Annotated in this window: 15 protein-coding genes and 1 pseudogene; 3 read left to right on the forward strand and 13 right to left on the reverse strand. The window is 51.6% G+C overall.

Annotation, left to right across the window (positions count from 1 at the left end; genetic code table 11):
* The first annotated feature begins 57 nt into the window (after positions 1-57).
* Positions 58-822 carry an envelope biogenesis factor ElyC gene (elyC, locus tag HV237_RS15535; protein WP_019076401.1) on the forward strand — a complete coding sequence of 255 codons (765 nt, stop codon included), beginning with the start codon at positions 58-60 and terminating at the stop codon, positions 820-822.
* Positions 823-857: 35 nt separating this feature from the next.
* Here elyC and HV237_RS15540 read toward each other — a convergent pair whose 3' ends face one another.
* From HV237_RS15540 to HV237_RS15600, 13 genes and pseudogenes are all read right to left on the reverse strand, one after another.
* Positions 858-1,751, reverse strand: a complete 894-nt coding sequence (locus tag HV237_RS15540; RefSeq protein WP_016156120.1) for a YcbJ family phosphotransferase — start codon at positions 1,749-1,751, stop codon at positions 858-860.
* 162 nt (positions 1,752-1,913) lie between these two features.
* Positions 1,914-2,660, reverse strand: coding sequence for a 3-deoxy-manno-octulosonate cytidylyltransferase (gene kdsB, locus HV237_RS15545; protein WP_016152452.1), 747 nt, complete (start codon positions 2,658-2,660; stop codon positions 1,914-1,916).
* Complete coding sequence (ycaR, locus tag HV237_RS15550) at positions 2,657-2,839, reverse strand: protein YcaR (RefSeq protein WP_003035793.1); 183 nt, start codon at positions 2,837-2,839, stop codon at positions 2,657-2,659. Before ycaR ends, kdsB begins: the two co-directional genes overlap by 4 nt.
* A gap of 51 nt (positions 2,840-2,890) precedes the next feature.
* Positions 2,891-4,123 (reverse strand): winged helix-turn-helix domain-containing protein, encoded by a 1,233-nt coding sequence (locus HV237_RS15555; RefSeq protein ID WP_016152451.1) that lies wholly within the window; start codon positions 4,121-4,123, stop codon positions 2,891-2,893.
* 41 nt (positions 4,124-4,164) lie between these two features.
* Positions 4,165-5,142, reverse strand: a complete 978-nt coding sequence (lpxK, locus tag HV237_RS15560) for a tetraacyldisaccharide 4'-kinase (protein ID WP_181541570.1) — start codon at positions 5,140-5,142, stop codon at positions 4,165-4,167.
* Complete coding sequence (msbA, locus tag HV237_RS15565; RefSeq protein WP_046275669.1) at positions 5,139-6,887, reverse strand: lipid A ABC transporter ATP-binding protein/permease MsbA; 1,749 nt, start codon at positions 6,885-6,887, stop codon at positions 5,139-5,141. Before msbA ends, lpxK begins: the two co-directional genes overlap by 4 nt.
* 36 nt (positions 6,888-6,923) lie before the next feature.
* Positions 6,924-9,188 (reverse strand): annotated as a pseudogene (locus HV237_RS15570) (ComEC family protein).
* Between the two features lie 206 nt (positions 9,189-9,394).
* A complete protein-coding gene (gene ihfB / locus HV237_RS15575; RefSeq protein ID WP_003035780.1) occupies positions 9,395-9,679 on the reverse strand; it encodes an integration host factor subunit beta in 285 nt (94 codons plus the stop codon).
* Positions 9,680-9,839: 160 nt separating this feature from the next.
* Positions 9,840-11,513, reverse strand: coding sequence for a 30S ribosomal protein S1 (gene rpsA, locus HV237_RS15580; protein WP_003035776.1), 1,674 nt, complete (start codon positions 11,511-11,513; stop codon positions 9,840-9,842).
* A gap of 113 nt (positions 11,514-11,626) precedes the next feature.
* Positions 11,627-12,310 carry a (d)CMP kinase gene (gene cmk / locus HV237_RS15585; RefSeq protein ID WP_016152447.1) on the reverse strand — a complete coding sequence of 228 codons (684 nt, stop codon included), beginning with the start codon at positions 12,308-12,310 and terminating at the stop codon, positions 11,627-11,629.
* A gap of 233 nt (positions 12,311-12,543) precedes the next feature.
* The gene (aroA, locus tag HV237_RS15590) at positions 12,544-13,827 is read right to left on the reverse strand and encodes a 3-phosphoshikimate 1-carboxyvinyltransferase (RefSeq protein ID WP_047359383.1); all 1,284 of its coding nucleotides are present in this window, start codon (positions 13,825-13,827) and stop codon (positions 12,544-12,546) included.
* Positions 13,828-13,895: 68 nt separating this feature from the next.
* A complete protein-coding gene (gene serC / locus HV237_RS15595) occupies positions 13,896-14,984 on the reverse strand; it encodes a 3-phosphoserine/phosphohydroxythreonine transaminase (protein WP_016152445.1) in 1,089 nt (362 codons plus the stop codon).
* Between the two features lie 212 nt (positions 14,985-15,196).
* Positions 15,197-15,889: a DUF421 domain-containing protein gene (locus HV237_RS15600; protein ID WP_016156114.1), complete on the reverse strand. Its 693-nt coding sequence runs from the start codon at positions 15,887-15,889 to the stop codon at positions 15,197-15,199.
* A 136-nt stretch (positions 15,890-16,025) separates the two neighbouring features.
* Between HV237_RS15600 and ycaO the strand changes: the two genes are divergently transcribed.
* Positions 16,026-17,786, forward strand: a complete 1,761-nt coding sequence (gene ycaO / locus HV237_RS15605) for a 30S ribosomal protein S12 methylthiotransferase accessory factor YcaO (RefSeq protein ID WP_047359384.1) — start codon at positions 16,026-16,028, stop codon at positions 17,784-17,786.
* A gap of 404 nt (positions 17,787-18,190) precedes the next feature.
* Entirely contained in the window at positions 18,191-19,048 is an 858-nt protein-coding gene (gene focA / locus HV237_RS15610) for a formate transporter FocA (RefSeq protein WP_003831909.1), read from the forward strand.
* The last annotated feature ends 47 nt before the right edge of the window (positions 19,049-19,095 follow it).

Genomic DNA, 19,095 nt, shown 5'->3' on the forward strand with positions numbered 1-19,095 from the left:
CTGGTGTAATATCCCTGCAGATCCCCTGCTGTATGGTTAAAAAAGGAACCAAAAAGGATGCTTTTTACGCTGAAGAAAGTGATTGGCGGTATGATGCTGCCGCTGCCACTGATGCTAATTATGATGGGTATTGGCCTGGCGCTGGTCTGGTTCAGTCGCTTTCAAAAAACAGGGAAAGTGTGTATTAGCCTGAGTTGGCTGGCACTGTTACTCCTTAGTTTACAGCCCGTCGCCGACAGCCTGTTGAAACCGATTGAGGACAGTTATCCAACGTGGCAAGGTTCGCAAAAAGTGGAATATATTGTGGTGCTGGGCGGAGGGTATACCTGGAATCCGCAGTGGGCACCGAGTTCAAATCTGATCAGCAACAGCCTTCCACGTCTGAATGAAGGTATTCGCCTATGGCGCGCAAACCCGGGATCGAAGCTCATCTTTACCGGCGCTGCCGCAAAGACGAATAACGTCAGTACCGCAGAAGCTGGTGCCCGAGTTGCGCAGTCGCTGGGGGTGCCAGCCAATGAAATCATCACCCTGGATCACCCCAAAGATACCGAAGAAGAAGCCGCAGCGGTAAAGAAGGCCATCGGCAATGCGCCGTTCCTGCTGGTAACCTCTGCCTCCCATTTACCGCGGGCGATGATCTTCTTCCAGCAGGCCGGCTTGCATCCGCTGCCAGCGCCAGCCAATCAGTTAGCAATTGATTCACCGCTTAATCCGTGGGAGCGCGCTATACCTTCGCCCGTCTGGTTGATGCACAGCGATCGCGTTGGTTACGAAACCCTGGGACGCATCTGGCAGTGGCTGAAAGGATCGGAACATTGACAGGAATATTGCCTGATAAGATGTTCACATGTTTATCATGCGAGCCACGGCAGCAATGATTTCGTTGCCAGGTCAAAGTTGGAACGATTAAAGCGTCCGGTGTTGACCAGTTGCGTCACTTCATCCCATAACACATACAACCAGCGCCGCCAGATGAATGACTCCGCCACTGGCGCGCGCTGCAGGTATTGCCAAAGCAGGCTTTCCGCCAGCGCATTATCCATCAAGCGGAACAGTTCATATTCCCTTGGCGCCCACAGCATCAACCCCGGTCCCACCATAGCCAGAAGCTGATCGCTACGGGCGTCTTTGAGCATGCTACGTAAACTGAAATTACCGTGGATCAGCACGCAGTTATCATTGAATCCTTCAAATAAGGCAGGCAAACACTCACGGGTGCGAAACAGGATCCGCTTGTCCTGCATCGTTAGTCCGGTATTGTTGAACTGATTTAACGTGGTCCACAGCACCTCAACCCGCTGACGATACCAGGATGGCCAGATATTCTCTTGCGTGTTATCCACCATTCCCACGCAACCAGCACTATCCTGCCGATGCCATGACAGCAGACCTTCTACGATCTGATCTTTTAAATGTTCCCAGCGTTCGGGCGTTCGGGCAGGCGCTTCCACCGGCACCCCACGTAAACGCTCAAGCAGTAGCACATCAGGACCGGGATGTTCCTCGTGGGTTAAGACCCCATAAATGACGGGCATACGCACCGTACCACTGCGCGCCAGCATGGAGGTTTTCCATGCCAACTGCTGCGCCATACCCGGCGTGGTGAAACTTCTCGCCATCAGTGGCATCGGATTTCCCTGGCTGTCGTACAGTGACCACAGGGCCGTATCCACTTTTTCATTCACGCATTCTATACGACTGAGTTTTTCACCCAACAGATGACTGAGTTCGGCACGCAACTGTTCCATTTCGGATTGCCCTCATAAATGCTACTGCTTTCATAATGAGCGTCGTGCAGACAGATGTCACCCGGATGAGATCAATTGATGAAAAGAAAAATGGCGGGAAAGCGTAACGATACGACACTCCTCCCAAAAATTGGCGTCCTCAGGGGAGTGTCGTGAGAAAAACTAACGCATTTCGGCGCGAACGCGCTCAAGATCTTCGGCAGTGTCTACGCCGGTACCGGGTACTTCTTTTGCGACGGCAACATGAATTTTTTCGCCGTACCACAGCACACGTAGCTGCTCCAGCATTTCAATATGCTCAAGCGGGCTGGGCTGCCAGTTAACATAACGGCGGATAAAACCGGCGCGATAGCCGTAAATACCCAGATGTCGCAGGAAGGTGTCACCCACCGTTTCCAGGCTTTTAGCGAAACGGTCGCGATCCCACGGAATGGTCGCGCGTGAAAAATAGAGCGCATAACCTTCGGCGTCCAGAACGACTTTCACCGCATTCGGATTAAATGCCTCTTCCGCACTGTGAATCGGTGCAGCAAGGGTCGCCATACCGACCTGGCGCTGTGCCAGATTTTCAGCGACCTGGCGAATAATGACCGCAGGGATCATCGGCTCATCACCCTGTACGTTCACAATAACGGTATCATCGCTAAAGCCACATTTCTCGACGACTTCCGCCAGACGCTCCGTACCGGACTGGTGATCGGCGCGGGTCATGCATACTTCACCCCCCACCGCTTCTACCGCGCGAGCGACATCTTCGTGATCGGTCGCAACAATAATACGTTCAGCGCCAGATTCACGCGCACGCTCCAGCACATGCACGATCATCGGCTTGCCATTGATATCCAGCAGCGGCTTGCCCGGCAAACGTGTGGACGCATAACGCGCAGGAATAATGACCACAAAACTCATGATTTACTCTCATCAGCAGTCAGAACGCGAGCTTCGGTTTCCAGTAACACGGGAATGCCATCACGCAGTGGGAAAGCAAGGTTATCCAGTTTACAAATCAGTTCCTGTTTTTCCTGGTTAAACCAGAGTTTGCCATTGCATACCGGGCAGGCAATGATTTCAAGCAGACGATGATCCATAGTTCCTCCAGATGGACCGGATTGTGAATCCGTAAATATTAACATAATCGCTTACCGTGCTGGGTCTATTTCCCAACCATGGCGTGCATCAGCAAATAAACCTTCAGGATAGCGTCCCAGCGTCACACGTGTTGCCTGCTGCCAGCGGGCAAAATCATCAATCGCCTGAAACAATCCTTTTTGCAGAGTAACCCCAGGTTTGACGCCATCCTGTAACCACAGCGAAATCACTTCCAGTACGCCCGTTTTGCGGTGCATTTTGGCATCCATCCGCCCAACTAACTGCCCGCGATGCAGCAGCGGCAAGACGAAATAACCATACTGACGTTTCGGTGCTGGCGTGTAACATTCGAGACGATAACTAAAATCGAATAGCTGCTCTGCCCGTTTACGATCCCAGACCACCGGATCAAAGGGTGATAATACTGCGCTATGCGTCGCCGTTAATTTACCCGTCAATGCCTGCTCCAGCAGCGGCTGAAGGTGGCTATGCAGCCACAGGGTTCCTAACCCTTCGACATCGACAGGAATAATCTGTTGCTGCTGTGCACGTACGTTGCACCAGTTTTTTAGCGCCGGACGCTTCAGGCGATAGTAGTCTGCCAGCCATTGTTCGCGAAAAATCCCCAGACTGCGGGCACTGTTATCCAGCATGAGGCTTTCAGCTTCTTCCTGTGAAAGCCGGTCGCGTTCATCATCCCAGTGCGGCATGACGCGATGGGTTAAATCATACACTCGCTGGAAATTACGCCGTTCCACCACCATCACTTTCCCGGCGGTGAACAGGCCTTCAAGATGACGCTTATGCGGTTTCCATGCCCACCAGCCGCTGGCCCCCTTGCGCAGATGCTCAAAATCGGCAGAGCGTACTGGTCCGTTATGCTGGATGTGCTGGAGCAGTTGCTCAATCTCATGCGCATGTTCTTTCATCCACTCCGCTTTATACTTCCAGCCCATTTTCTCCGGGGCCAGCATGCGGTGACGTATCAGCATAAAGTCGCTACGCGGCAAAAAGCAGGCCTCGTGCGCCCAGTATTCCATCAGTTCGCCCCGCTGCAATGCGTCATCCAGCCACTGGGGCGAATAATCACCCAACCGACTAAACAGCACCAGGTAAGGGCTGCGCGACACAATATTGATGGTATCGATTTGCAATAACGACATGCGCGAAATGGTAGCAAGAATATCTGCTGGGGTTGCCCGACGGCGTGTTTTTTTCAGCAGCCCTTGAGCGGCAAGGTGAAGATGACGGGCATCCGTCAAAGAAAGACGCGGCAACGACATTTATGGCCTCATAAATGATTCGCTGCCGCAGCGTGAATCAGTTAGCGAGTCAGCGAGATTAAGCTATCCAGCAACATATCAGGCCGATCGCCTGACAAATGAGCGTCAACAGGTAAATACCACCAGTTTTCATCGGCAAATGCACGGCACTTAACCGCATCTTTTTCCGTCATCACCAGCGTTTGCCCGGCGTCTGCAAACGCACTGACGTCACTGTAGGTCAGAGACTGATGGTCTGCCAGCGCAATGCTTTTTTGCACGCTGGCACCGCATGCTTCCAGCGTGGCAAAAAAACGCGGTGGATGGCCAATGCCCGCCATGGCGACAATATTGGACAGCTGCGACACATCGCGGCGTTCACCCGTACGTAAATTAACGGCCAGCCCCGGTTCAAGTCGCATAGGGATTTCCCCTGGCTGCGCAACGCCACCGTTAATGATAGTCGCATCCACCGATTTAAGCCGGCCTGCGCGTTCCCGCATGGGACCCGCGGGAAGCCACCAGCCATTGCCAAACCGACGTTCTCCGTCAATAACCACGATTTCAACATCTCGCGCCAGACGGTAGTGCTGTAGCCCATCGTCCGTCACAATAATCTGCACATCGTGTTGGGCCAAAATGGCTTTGACCGCATCCGATCTTACCGGGGATACCGCTACGGGCACGCCGGTACGTTGGGCGATCAGCACAGGTTCATCACCCGCTTCTGCCGTAGTGGTATCTGCGGTCAGTAACAGCGGGTAAGCAGCCGCTTTCCCGCCATAACCACGCGACACCACGCCCACGCGAATCCCACGTTGACGCAGTTGTTCAACCAGCCAAATCACCACGGGTGTTTTGCCATTGCCACCCGCGGTCAGGTTTCCGACCACCACAACCGGGACTGGTGCACGCCACGCGCGTTTAATCCCAAGCTTGTAACATAAGCGGATCCCCCCGCTCACCAGGCCATACAGCCAGGAGAGCGGGAGTAACAGTCGCCACAGCGGCGACTCACCAGACCAGATTCGAGCGATCATTGACCGAATTGCATTTTATGTAATTGTGCATACACCCCACGCTGCTCAATCAGCTCGCTATGGGTTCCGCGCTCAACAATAATACCGTCTTCCACCACGATGATTTCATCCGCCTGTTCAATGGTAGAAAGGCGGTGAGCAATCACCAGGGAGGTACGATTTTTCTGAAGCTCATCCAGAGCAGCCTGAATTGCGCGTTCAGACTCGGTATCGAGTGCCGACGTTGCTTCATCAAGGATCAGAATCGGACTGTCACGCAACAAGGCGCGGGCAATAGCGATACGCTGGCGCTGACCACCAGAAAGCAGGACGCCGTTTTCGCCAATCACCGTATCCAGGCCATTGTCCATCTTATTGATGAAATCCATGGCGTAAGCCATTTTCGCCGCTTTTTCGATCTGCTCACGGCTGTACAAATCGGTACGCGCGTAGGCGATGTTGTTGGCAACCGTATCGTTAAACAGGTGCACATTCTGCGAAACCAACGCGACCTGATCGCGCAAGGATGCCAGGGTATATTCACGTAGATCGTGTCCGTCCATTAGAATCTGCCCTTCATCAATATCATAGAAGCGCGTGATCAAGCTGGCGATGGTGGATTTCCCTGAGCCCGAACGGCCAACCAGGGCAACGGTTTTCCCCGCTGGAATATTCAGGTTGATGTTGCGCAGCGCAGGTACTTCACGTCCCGGATAGGTGAATGTCACGTTGCGGAATTCGAGATTGCCGGTAGCGCGTTCGATTTCGCGTGTACCTTCATCTTTTTCCTGCTCGCTATCCAGAATCGTAAATAAGGTCTGGCAGGCCGCCATACCGCGCTGGAACTGCGCGTTGACGTTGGTCAGCGATTTCAACGGACGCATCAGCGCGATCATTGAGGAGAAGACAACCGTAATTGTCCCTGCAGTCAGGTTTTCCATTACGCTTGGGAAGCTGGCTGCATACAACACGAAGGCCAGAGCCAGAGACGCAATCAGTTGGATGATAGGATCGGAGATAGAAGAGGCGGAAACCATCTTCATGCCCTGCAAACGCATCTTATTGCTGACTTTATCAAAGCGCTTAGTTTCGACTTCCTGACCACCAAAAATCAGAACTTCTTTGTGGCCTTTCAGCATCTGCTCAGCACTGGTCGTAACCTGACCCATAGTGTTTTGCATATTTTTACTGATGCTACGAAAGCGCTTGGAAACCACACGGATTGCCACTGATACAATCGGTGCCAGCACAATCAGGATCAATGACAGCTGCCAGCTGTAATAAAACATCATGATAAACAGGCCAATAATTGAGGCCCCTTCACGTACCACCGTGATCAGCGCGCCGGAGGACGATGACGCGACCTGCTCTGAATCATAGGTAATACGTGACAATAGCGTACCTGTAGACTGTTTATCAAAAAAGGAGACCGGCATGCCCATCATATGGCCAAACAGGCGGCGACGCATGGTCATGACCACTTTGCCTGATACCCATGAGATGCAATAGCTGGAGACATAGCTGGTTAAGCCACGAACTATCATCAGTCCAATGACCACCAGCGGCATCCACAGCAGCACCGAGCGATCCGTTTTACCAAAACCATCATCCAGTAATGGCTTAAGGAGCGATAACATGAAGGTATCGCTGGCCGCGTTAAGGACTAACGCTATACCCGCCACGATCAGACCCGATTTAAAAGGCGCTATGGTTGGCCATAGTCGGCGAAACGTCTGCCACGTAGAGAGATCTTTATCGTTATGCATTCAAAAAACCAGCATTTGTTAGAATAGCCGCATATTCTACCCGTTATCCTCCGACACGCCAAACCACTGATGATACCAACGAGGTAAAATCTGATCCCGCAAGCTGTTTATTCGCCAGTTTTTTTGATAAAAATCCAGCGTAATCTGCCCCTGGTGTGGTGTATCCAGCCATTGATAATTTTGTTGCCGATAACATTGCTTCACTTTCCTGGACGGGAGACGCCAGGCATTGTAACGGGATGCGGAGGCTAACGCGGCCTGCCCGCCGACCCGCTGAATCAGCGCCTGCGATGATGAGGTATTGCTACCATGATGTGGAACCTGTATCACCGTAGACTGCAGATGCTGCCAGTAGTGACTGAGCATTTTTTGTTCAGCGGGAGACTCAATATCTCCGGTCAGCAGAATACTCTGATGCCCGTCATCGACCTTAACCACGCAGGAGTGGTTATTCCCCAGATCTTTATTTCCACGCACGGGCCAATGCGCACTAAAGGTTAACCCTTGCCATTGCCAGCGCTCCCCGCGTAAACACGGGAGATGCCCTTCCCAACCTAATGGGCTTCTTATCCATAGCGACGGCCAGGCTTGCTGCAGCGAACGCAACCCGCCCCGGTGATCCATATGCTCATGGCTTAAAATAACGCCTTCTGGCTCCAGGTTGTGCCAGCGTAGCCATGGAATAATCAGCTGTTGCGCGCTATCGCCTTCAGGCCATGCCAGACCGGTATCGTAAAGAATCGCTTTCCCATTGCGCGCAATGACCATCGCCAGCCCCTGCCCGACGTCCAGCATATGCACTTGCCAGACATCAGTACGTAGCGTTCGCCAGAACGGGGCGCTCAGTAAAAGGAGCACAGTGACGCAAACTACCGGTATAGTTCGCCACGCGTTCAGCCGATATGCGATGAGCAGGAGTCCGGGTACAAATGCAAGCCATTGCCAACGTGCATCAATATTGATCCACCCTTCAGGCAGGCTCCTGAGCCCCCAAAATAATAGCGCGAGGGAGCGATCCGCTAAATACCATAGGTTCGACTCAACCATCGCCAGCCCGGTTAAATGGACGATCATGCCTGCTAATATCAATGGTACGGAAATAAACGTAACCAGCGGTACAGCAAACAAATTCGCCAGAAATGAGGTCAGGCTAAAACCGTGAAACATCGCGATTTGCACAGGCAGAAGCAGGAGCGTAATTCCCAATTGCAAATGAGCAAGCGCCAGAAATTGGCGTCCAATGCGCGACAGCGGCCAATCCGGCATCGGAACCCATTGATACCAGAACAGCAGCGCCGCAACGGCAAAAGCAGACAACCACAGACTTTGTGAAAGAATGGCGACAGGATCCACCACCAGAATGGCTGCCAGACAGCAGATCCACACCGACCATCCACTCCACTGCCTGCCGCTGAGTTTTAGCCCTCCTCAGACCAGTAGCGCAACAACCGTACGTAATGCCGGGGGCTGTAGCCCCGTTAACCAGGCATAGAATGTTGCGCAGACGATCCCGCCAACTAACGGAACCTGCCAGCAAATCCATCTGGTTGGCATAAAAAATTGCCCCGCGCGAATTAATCCTGCTGCCAGAAGTGCGGCAAATGCAATATGCAGCCCGGAGATAGCCATCAAATGGGCCGTACCGGTATCACGCATAATGGTTTTCACCGCTTGTGACACGGACAAGCGCTCCCCCATTCCCAGGCCCAGTATAACCTGCTGCCAGGGATAGTCTGCGAGCGCGCTTTTCAACGAGGAGAGATACCGCGAACGCAAACTGCATTGTTGTGTGATAACCGAAGCCTGCAAAAATCTTCCCGTCAGCAGCTGGTGCTGCGCCAATGCATAACGCTGGCTATCAAACCCGCCCTCGTTCAATTGACCGTGTATGGCACGAACCTTCAACGTCATCGCCCATGTCTGGCCCGCACAAACGTTGCCGGGTAGGTACTGCCCATACAGAGTAATTCCGATGACAGGAAATACCCGCTTCCCCTGCAGATGCGTGATCTGGCCGTAATGCGTTGTCCTATTATCGGTTCCGGTTATCCGCACGATGGCCTGCTGGCTTTTTGCAGGCAGCGTATTACCGGCCCACAGCGCATCTTTCGCAGCCAGAACTCCCCAAAGAAAAAATAGCAGGGTTAATCCGACGAAACGTACAGGGCTGTGAGAAATAAGACAGAGCAGAATTGCCAGACCAAATATAACGCCGATGCACAGCATGTCAGGTAACGCAGGTAATAGCATAAGCGGGAGAATGCCGAATAATGCACTCGTACTAACCGTTGTTATTTTCATCAGTCACCTCCCTGTAGCAGGAAGTGTGCAGTAATGTTCGACGGTTGTCTGGTGCCAATTTAGCGTTATACAGTATGCATTCCGCTAACATTTAGCGGCGCTTGTAACGTGCAAATTAACTGGGATGGGGATTCCAGGATGGGCTGGCAGAAATGAAAAAAGCACCCATGCGGGTGCTTTTCTCGGCGTTAAGTCTCGCTAAAAACTTAACCGTAAATATTGGCGCGATCGCGCAGTTCTTTACCTGGTTTAAAGTGCGGAACGTATTTTCCTTCCAGGTCCACTTTATCGCCGGTCTTCGGATTACGTCCGGTGCGCGGTGCGCGGTAATGCAAAGAGAAACTGCCGAAACCGCGGATTTCAATACGCTCGCCCTGCGCAAGAGTCGAGGCCATATGTTCCAGCATCTCTTTAACTGCATCTTCAACCGCTTTCGCGGGAATATGAGGTTGCTGGGTTGCAAGTCTTTCAATCAATTCTGACTTGGTCATGATTCCTCCGGTTCCTTAAAGGCATAATTAGCTGCTGCATTGATTAAGGGCGGCCTTAGCCGCCCTTTGTCATTGATTACAGGACGAATCCTGTAATCTGTCAAGCTACTCATCACCCTTTGTGCTGTTAACAGCACAAAGGATTTAGGAGCACTCGATATTACTCGCCTTTAGCTGCTTTGAAAGCTTCAGCCATTGCGTTGTTAGAGAAGTTAGCATCTTCCTGTTTGTTAACAGTTGCGATTGCATCTTTCTCATCAGCTTCGTCTTTAGCACGAACAGACAGGCTGATTGCGCGGTTCTTACGATCAACGCCGGTGAATTTAGCTTCAACGTCGTCGCCTACGCTCAGAACCAGAGTTGCATCTTCAACGCGGTCGCGGGAAGCTTCAGAAGCGCGCAGGTAACCTTCAACGCCGTCAGCCAGTTCTACGGTTGCGCCTTTAGCATCAACTGCAGTGACTTTACCGTTTACGATTGCGCCTTTCTTGTTCAGTGCAACCCAGTTGTTGAACGGATCTTCTGCGAGCTGTTTAACGCCCAGAGAGATACGCTCACGCTCTGCGTCAACCTGCAGAACAACAGCTGCGATTTCGTCGCCTTTTTTGTATTCACGAACTGCTTCTTCGCCTGCAACGTTCCAGGAGATGTCAGACAGGTGAACCAGGCCGTCGATGCCGCCGTCCAGGCCGATGAAGATACCGAAGTCAGTGATAGACTTGATTTTACCTTCAACACGGTCGCCCTTGTTGTGGGTTTCCGCGAACTGCTGCCATGGGTTGTTTTTGCACTGCTTCAGACCCAGGGAGATACGACGACGTTCTTCGTCGATATCCAGAACCATAACTTCCACTACATCGCCAACGTTAACAACTTTGGACGGGTGGATGTTTTTGTTGGTCCAATCCATTTCGGAAACGTGAACCAGGCCTTCAACGCCTTCTTCGATTTCAACGAAGCAGCCGTAGTCGGTCAGGTTGGTCACGCGACCAGTCAGTTTGGTACCTTCCGGATAACGCTTAGCGATAGCTACCCATGGATCTTCGCCCAGCTGTTTCAGGCCCAGAGATACACGAGTACGCTCGCGGTCGAACTTCAGCACTTTAACAGTGATTTCGTCGCCAACGTTTACGATTTCGCTCGGATGCTTAACGCGTTTCCATGCCATGTCGGTGATGTGCAGCAGGCCGTCAACGCCACCCAGATCAACGAATGCACCGTAGTCAGTGAGGTTCTTAACGATACCTTTAACTTCCATGCCTTCCTGCAGGTTTTCCAGCAGCTGATCGCGTTCTGCGCTGTTTTCGGATTCGATAACGGCACGACGGGAAACAACAACGTTGTTACGCTTCTGATCCAGCTTGATTACTTTGAATTCAAGCTCTTTGCCTTCCAGGTGCAGCGTGTCGCGGACCGGACGAACGTCTACCAGGGAACCCGGCAGGAACGCGCGAATACCATTCAGCTCAACAGTGAAGCCACCCTTGACTTTGCCATTGATAACACCAGTAACGGTTGCAGCTTCTTCGTAAGCTTTTTCCAGCGTGATCCAAGCTTCGTGACGTTTAGCTTTTTCACGGGACAGCAGGGTTTCACCGAAGCCGTCTTCTACTGCATCCAGAGCAACGTCAACTTCGTCACCAACCTGGATTTCCAACTCGCCCTGGGCGTTTTTGAACTGCTCTGCCGGAATGGCGGACTCAGATTTCAGACCAGCGTCAACCAGTACTACGTCTTTGTCGATAGCAACAACAACACCACGAACGATGGAACCCGGACGGGTTTCGATTTCTTTTAAGGATTCTTCAAACAGTTGAGCAAAAGATTCAGTCATGTTTAATCTTCAGGTTTCATATTTAACGTCCACCTGGCTCCATGCCGGATGGGGTTGTTTAACATACCCGCTGTCAATCCATTGCAACGGGGGTACTGCAAATTCGGTCGCACTTAAGCGAGTGCCAGTTTTTGGCGCGCGTATTGTAACGCTTTTTCAATCACTTGCTCAATGCTTAATCGGGTTGAATCCAAAACTAAAGCATCAGCAGCGGGAACCAGCGGCGCTACAGCACGGTTACGATCGCGGAAATCGCGTTCTTCGATCTCGGCCAAAAGGCGTTCAAAGTTAACACTAAAGCCCTTTTCCTGCAACTGTAGCATACGTCTATGCGCACGTTCTTGCGAGGAGGCGTCCAGGAAAATTTTCACTGGTGCATCCGGGAACACCACGGTCCCCATGTCTCGTCCGTCGGCAATCAGGCCGGGCGCTTCACGAAACGCGCGTTGGCGGCGTAACAGCGCTTCGCGTACGCGAGGAAACGCAGCGACCTGAGATGCGGCATTCGCTACTTCCTGGGTGCGGATTTCGCCGCTGACATCTTCACCTTCCAGAATGACTTCCAGGTTGCCGTCCGTTGAGATAAAACGCACATCCAGGTGTGAGGCAAGCGGTACCAGAGCATCTTCAGATGTGACATCAACATGGTGATGCAACGCTGCGAGCGCCAGTACGCGGTAGATCGCGCCTGAATCTAACAGATGCCATTGCAATGCTTCCGCCATTGCCTTGCACAAGGTGCCTTTTCCTGCACCACTTGGGCCATCAATGGTAATAACCGGGGCAATTGCCGTCATCTTTTTCTCCTTAAACGGGCATACGTTAACGTGAACGCCGCGCATTATACGCGCCAACGCTAATAATCGTTAACACAGAGTGTAAAAACCCGATTAGTCTGTAACGATATGAGGAAGAATTGCGCAATTATAGCGGGCTGGCGAGAAACCAGCCCGGAAGATGACACTGATTTACTTTTTATCTGCAGCTATGCGCTCACGAATATGCGGAGCGCGATCGTCAGATGTGAGGATCAGGCAGGTGTACTAATACGCGCCAGCTGTTCGAAATAATCCGGGAAGGTTTTGGCGGTACATTTAGGGTCCAGAATGGTCACCGGCGTGTCAGACAACGCCACCAGCGAGAAACACATCGCCATGCGGTGATCGTTGTAGGTCGCGATCTCCGCAAACTGTAACGTCGCCGGTGGTGTGACACGAATATAGTCTTCGCCCTCTTCAACGATCGCGCCCACTTTACGCAACTCGGTCGCCATCGCAAACAGGCGGTCGGTCTCTTTGACGCGCCAGTTATAGATGTTACGTAAGGTCGTGGTGCCTTTAGCGAACAGCGCTGCCGTGGCGATGGTCATCGCCGCATCGGGAATATGGTTCATATCCATGTCTACCGCGTTCAGCTCACCGTGAGTACAGGCAATAAAGTCATCGCCCCAGGTAATGGTCGCGCCCATTTTTTCCAGCACATCAGCAAAGCGGATATCACCCTGCATACTGTTGCGGCCAATCCCGGTGACTTTTACCGTACCGCCTTTAATGGCTCCCGCCGCGAGAAAATAGGAAGCGGAAGAAGCATCGCCTTCAACCAGATATGCACCCGGTGACTGATACTGCTGCTGACCCTGCACAACAAAGCGCTGGTAGTTCTGATTCTCAATTTCAACACCAAACGTTTTCATCAGGTTCAGTGTGATATCAATGTAAGGTTTGGATACCAGCTCGCCTTTAATGGCGATCGTCGTATCCTGCGGCGCCAGTGGCGCAGTCATCAGCAACGCAGTCAGGAACTGGCTGGATACGCTGCCGTCTACCTCAACCTGTCCTCCGGTAAAGCCACCGCGCAGACGTAAAGGCGGATAGTTTTCCTGCTCCAGGTATTCAATGTTGGCTCCGCCCTGGCGTAACGCATCAACCAGATGGCCAATCGGGCGCTCTTTCATGCGCGGTTCGCCTGTCAACACGATGTCATTACTGCCCAGACACAGCGCAGCGGCCAGTGGGCGCATTGCGGTTCCGGCATTGCCAAGGAACAGTTCTACTGCGCCTTCGGCATGCAGCGCGCCGCCATTGCCGATAATCTCGCAACGCGTACGGTCGGCAGAAAGGGTATAGCTAATTCCTAACGCATTCAGAGCATTAAGCATATGGCGGACATCATCGCTGTCCAGCAGGTTGGTCAGGACAGTGGTGCCATTTGCTAATGCAGCCAGCAGCAAAGCGCGGTTAGAAACACTTTTGGATCCAGGCAGATTGATGGTGCCATCCACCCGCGCAATGGGTTGTAACGTCAGGGATTCCATGAAACTCGACTCTCAAAAACAGACATAAAAACCCCACAGACTGGCTGTGGGGATGAAAATACAGCAGATTAACCGCGGCGGCGCTCGAAATCGACCATGAAATCGGTCAGCGCTTTTACACCTTCTAGCGGCATTGCATTGTAGATGGACGCGCGCATACCGCCGACCACACGGTGCCCTTTCAACGCGTGCAGACCCGCAGCGAAAGACTCTTCCAGGAAGAGTTTATCCAGGGCGCTGTCAGCAAGCTGGAACGGTACGTTCATGCGTGAACGGTTCGATTTTGCCACGTCGTTACGGTAGAAATCGCTGTTATCGATTACGCCGTACAGCAGTTCCGCTTTTTGCTGGTTAATTTTATCCATCGCGTTAACACCGCCCTGCTCTTTCAGCCATTTAAAGACCAGGCCAGACAGATACCAGGCAAAGGTTGGCGGCGTGTTGAACATGGAGTCGTTGTCATTCAGCACGGTATAGTCGAGGATTGACGGGCATGACACATGAGCCTTACCCAGCAAATCTTCACGTACGATGACAATGGTCAGCCCGGCCGGGCCGATGTTTTTCTGCGCCCCGGCATAAATTACGCCATAACGGCTCACGTCAAGCGGTGCGGAAAGAATGGTAGAGGACAGATCCGCCGTAACCACCACATTGCTGGCAAAATTCGGCGTTTCATCGATCGCAATGCCATCAATGGTTTCATTCGGGCAATAGTGCAAATACGCCGCGTTGTCAGAAAGCTGCCATTCGCTCATTGGCTTAACAGCACGCAGTCCGTCAACGGTGACTTTGGCGTCGATAACGTTTGGCGTACAGTATTTTTTCGCTTCTTTAATTGCGCTGGCGGCCCAATAACCGGCATCAACGTAATCCGCCGTGGTTTTGTCACCCAGAATATTTAACGGGATACCCGCGAACTGCCCGCGCCCACCGCCATGGCAGAACAACACTTTATAGTTGGAGGGGATGCTGAGAAGATCGCGAAAATCCTGCTCCGCTTCCTCTGCGACCTGGATGAATTCTTTGCCACGGTGGCTAATTTCCATCACCGACGTGCCAAGACCGTTCCAGTCGCGAAGATCCTGTTGAGCCAGTTTAAGTACTTCTGCCGGTAACATTGCCGGACCTGAACTAAAATTGAAGACCTGAGCCATTTCCCCTCACCACGTTGTGTTGTTGTCCAATCAACATCCTGTCATTGGCGATAATCCGGTGACAGACATTGGTATAAGTTATTCCTGTGGATATCGGTTTTATCATTCAGTGACACGCGCCGCAATGGGTAAAACTGACCAGGGTAAAAATGTGTCATTGGTCACACAACAGAATCTATCGGATTGACGGGTAAAAACCGAGATTTTCGCTGTCAGGTGACCCGTTTTGCCCGACTGGCCTTCGACCATTCTGGATTTGCACAGCGTGGACATAATTGATGATCTCCGGCGTTCATTTGCACCACTTCACTACACCGTATACAGGCATAGTCCCCAGCTTCAGGTATCACTTTAAATCGCTGTGTACAGCGTTTAGGCAAAATACTGAGCCCCGGCTTTACGTCTTCATCGGCAAAGAAATAGACGCTGATTTGCCCATTAGTCTCCAGGATGGCCAGTCTCACCTGTCCCAATTGCTCCACGCCGTTCAAACGCAATTCCATAAAGAATTCGAATTCCGTCATATTGGCGCTATTGAGCTTCGACCATGCCAGCTCGCCGTCCTCAATGATCACAACGGGCTTGCCCTCCAGCAAATCCTCCATTTTCTCGCTATGCGCCATCAGCCACATAACCAGCCGATACAGCACAGCAAGCGTAATAAAGACCACCAGCACCGGCAGCATCGGGACATCATCATAAAATGCCACGTCTCCCGCCGCGGACCCCAGCGTAAGGATAATCAGCACTTCAAAAAGCGACATCTGGCGTACGCCGCGACGTCCGGTGATTTTTAAAAACAGAAAAACCAATATAAAGGTATAGAGGCTGCGCAGAGCAACTTCTCCCAGAAAATCCATGGGCACCTTATCAAGTACCATTCGGTGTAAATCGAAAGCTTTCATTATTATGCTCTAAACGTGGTTGGCTGTAGGAAAGCATAGCTAATACTTTTATTTACGTCTGAACTCCGGCGACGATAGCGCCATTCATTTAAAACCCGTATCATTGCGCGCTTTCCGTACGACAAAAGTGATTTTCATGACGCAAACATTTATCCCCGGCAAAGATGCCGCTCTGGAAGACTCCATCGCTCGCTTCCAGCAAAAATTGCTCGACCTTGGTTTTCAAATTGAAGAAGCCTCGTGGTTGAATCCCGTCCCTAACGTCTGGTCTGTACATATTCGCGACAAAGAATGCGCGCTGTGCTTCACCAACGGTAAAGGCGCGACGAAAAAAGCGGCGCTGGCTTCCGCGCTGGGCGAATATTTTGAGCGTCTGTCGACTAACTATTTCTTTGCTGATTTCTGGCTGGGTGAAACCATCGCCAATGGCCCATTCGTGCATTATCCGAACGAAAAATGGTTCCCGTTGACTGAAGAAGACGACGTACCAGAAGGTCTACTGGATGCTCGTCTGCGTGCGTTTTACGATCCAGACAACGAACTGACTGGCAGCATGCTTATCGATCTGCAATCCGGTAATGAAGAACGTGGGGTCTGTGGCCTACCGTTTACCCGTCAGTCGGATAACCAGACCGTCTATATTCCGATGAATATTATTGGCAACCTGTACGTTTCTAACGGCATGTCTGCGGGTAACACCCGAAACGAAGCGCGCGTTCAGGGCCTGTCTGAAGTCTTTGAGCGTCATGTGAAGAACCGTATTATTGCGGAAAGCATCAGCCTGCCGGAAATCCCGGCCGAAGCCATGGCGCGCTACCCGGCAGTGGTGGAGTCCATCGCCAAACTGGAAGCGGAAGGTTTCCCAATTTTCGCCTACGATGGCTCGCTGGGCGGCAAGTATCCGGTGATTTGCGTTGTCCTGTTCAACCCGGCCAATGGTACCTGCTTTGCCTCCTTCGGTGCGCACCCGGATTTCGGCGTTGCGCTGGAGCGTACCGTCACTGAACTGCTGCAGGGCCGTGGTCTGAAAGATCTTGATGTCTTCACCCCTCCGACCTTTGACGACGAAGAAGTGGCTGAACACACTAACCTTGAAACTCACTTCATCGATTCCAGCGGCCTGATCTCCTGGGATCTGTTCAAGCAGGATGCTGACTATCCGTTCGTTGACTGGAATTTCTCCGGTACCACCGAAGAAGAGTTCGCCACCCTGATGGCCATCTTCAATGCTGAAGATAAAGAAGTGTATATCGCCGACTACGAGCACCTGAGCGTTTACGCGTGCCGCATTATTGTTCCGGGAATGTCTGACATCTATCCGGCTGAAGATCTGTGGTTAGCCAACAACGCCATGGGCGCCCATCTGCGTGACACTATTCTCTCGCTTCCGGGCAGTGAATGGGATAAAGAAGACTATCTCAATCTGATCGAACAACTGGATGAAGAAGGCTTTGACGACTTCACCCGCGTACGCGAGCTGCTCGGTCTGGCAACCGGTGCGGATAACGGTTGGTACACCCTGCGCATTGGCGAGCTTAAAGTGATGCTGGCGCTGGCCGGCGGCGACCTGGAGCAGGCGCTGGTCTGGACAGAATGGACGATGGAATTCAACGCCTCTGTCTTTAGCGCTGAACGTGCCAACTACTACCGCTGTCTGCAAACGCTGCTACTGCTATCTCAGGAAGAAGATCGTCAGCCGCTACAATATCTGAACGCGTTTGTGCGCATGTACGGTGCCGAGGCGGTTGAAGCCGCAAGTGCAGCATTAAGTGGCGAAGCGCCGTTCTACGGGCTTCAAACTGTTGATAGCGATCTGCAGGCTTTCCCGGCGCATCAGTCTCTGCTGAAAGCTTACGAAAAACTGCAGCGCGCGAAAGCAGCACATTGGTCAAAATAGTGACAATCAGCCTGCGCTGAGTAGGCTAAAGGTATTGTCTGGGCTATATTACGGGGCGCTTAATGCGCCCTGTTTTTTATTTTGGTCAAATCAAAAAATAAATGTAAAAACAAGGTTAAATATTAGTAGTTGATATTAAGAAAATTAGCTTATTAATGTGGTTTTTTATCTCAATTACTCCATTTTAATTAACCGCCCCAGAGGAGACAGAAAGAAAAAATTCAACTCACTTTATAATTTTTAAAATTTATTTTTATTTTGATAATCAACAAGTTACACCGTAATCGCATAAAAACCATGCGCCTTACGGGCCTATAAGCCAGGCGAGATATGATCTATATCAAATTCTCATCTATAATGCTTTGTTAGTATCTCGTCGCCGACTTAATAAAGAGAGAGTTAGTGTGAAAGCTGACAACCCTTTTGATCTTATTCTTCCTGCTGCAATGGCCAAAGTTGCCGAAGAAGCAGGCGTCTATAAAGCAACGAAACATCCGCTTAAGACGTTCTATCTGGCAATTACTGCCGGTGTATTCATTTCAATTGCCTTTGTTTTCTATATCACCGCCACAACCGGTACCGGCACAATGCCTTTCGGCATGGCGAAGCTAGTAGGTGGTATCTGCTTTTCCCTGGGGCTGATTCTCTGCGTTGTCTGCGGTGCAGACCTCTTCACCTCAACCGTACTGATTGTCGTTGCGAAAGCCAGTGGTCGCATCACCTGGGGCCAATTGGCGAAAAACTGGCTTAACGTTTATGTCGGCAACCTGATTGGCGCCCTGATCTTCGTGTTACTCATGTGGCTTTCTGGCGAGTATATGACCGCTAACGGCGCGTGGGGTCTCAACGTCCTGCAAACAGCCGACCACAAAGTGCACCATACTTTTGTTGAGGCGGTAAGTCTTGGCATCCTGGCGAACCTGATGGTGTGTCTGGCAGTATGGATGAGCTATTCGGGTCGCAGCCTGATGGACAAAGCGTTTATCATGGTATTACCGGTCGCAATGTTTGTTGCCAGCGGTTTTGAGCACAGTATCGCAAACATGTTTATGATCCCTATGGGTATTGTAATTCGCGATTTCGCCACCCCGGAATTCTGGACCGCTGTTGGGTCTTCTCCGGAGAATTTTTCTCACCTGACCGTGATGAATTTCATCACCGATAACCTGATTCCGGTTACTATCGGCAACATTATCGGCGGCGGTTTGTTGGTCGGGTTGACATACTGGGTCATTTATCTGCGTGGTAACGATCATCATTAATCTGATGATGCCCATTACACGCAGTAAATAAAAAATCCACTTAAGAA

The organism is Citrobacter sp. RHBSTW-00570 (assembly GCF_013739755.1).
Classification (GTDB): domain Bacteria; phylum Pseudomonadota; class Gammaproteobacteria; order Enterobacterales; family Enterobacteriaceae; genus Citrobacter; species Citrobacter braakii.